This window comes from Scytonema sp. PCC 10023, from assembly GCF_963920835.1.
In the GTDB taxonomy this organism is placed as follows: domain Bacteria; phylum Cyanobacteriota; class Cyanobacteriia; order Cyanobacteriales; family Nostocaceae; genus Kalymmatonema.
On sequence record NZ_CAWUDP010000333.1, the window covers coordinates 1 to 819 of the forward strand.

An 819-nucleotide genomic window follows, 5' to 3' on the forward strand; every position below is an offset into this window, starting at 1 on the left:
CCAAGTTGGAAGGAACAGATAGCCAGTATCGCAAGCTCGATGAAGCTTTGCGGACTGGTTTGTTTGTTCGTAACGCTTGTCTTCGCTACTGGATGGACGGTCATGCCAAAACCAGAAATGACCTCTCGGCTTATTGCAAAGTTCTTTCTGACAATCCCGATTTCCCTTGGGTCAGGAAGCTGAACTCGATGGCTCGTCAGGCTATGTCTGAAAGAACTTGGGCTGCGATATCTCGTTTTTTTGATAACTGCAAAGCGAACAAACCAGGTAAAAAGGGATACCCAAAATTTAAGCGCCTTCAAACCAACCTGTCTGTGGAATATAAAACAACAGGATGGAAGCTCTCTGAAGATAAGCGCTTTATCACTTTCACTGATGGCTTTGACGCTGGTCAATTTAAGTTGTGGGGAACTCGTGACCTGCACTTTTATCAAATTTCGCAAATCAAGCGAGTCAGAGTTGTCCGTCGTGCAGATGGATATTATGCTCAATTTTGCATTGACTATGACCGCAGAGAAAAACGGGAACCAACTTTTAAGACTGTTGGCGTAGATGTTGGGCTGAACCACTTCTACACCGATTCTAACGGGGAAACAGTTGCCAATCCGCGTCATCTTCGTAAGTCTGAAAAGTCTTTGAAACGACTGCAACGTCGCTTGTCTAAGACCGAGAAAGGATCTAAAAACAGAGCCAAGTTTAGAAATAAACTGGCTCGAAAACACCTCAAGGTAAGCCGCCAGCGTAAAGACTTTGCCATAAAGACGGCAAGGTGCGTAGTGATGTCTAACGACCTCGTGGCGTATGAGGACTTGAAGGTGC

1 protein-coding gene is annotated in these 819 nt (G+C 45.4%); it reads left to right on the forward strand.

The features are described 5' to 3' along the window. A partial coding sequence (locus ACM0OZ_RS49070; RefSeq protein ID WP_414590198.1) for an RNA-guided endonuclease InsQ/TnpB family protein occupies positions 1 to 819 on the forward strand: 819 nt, incomplete at both ends.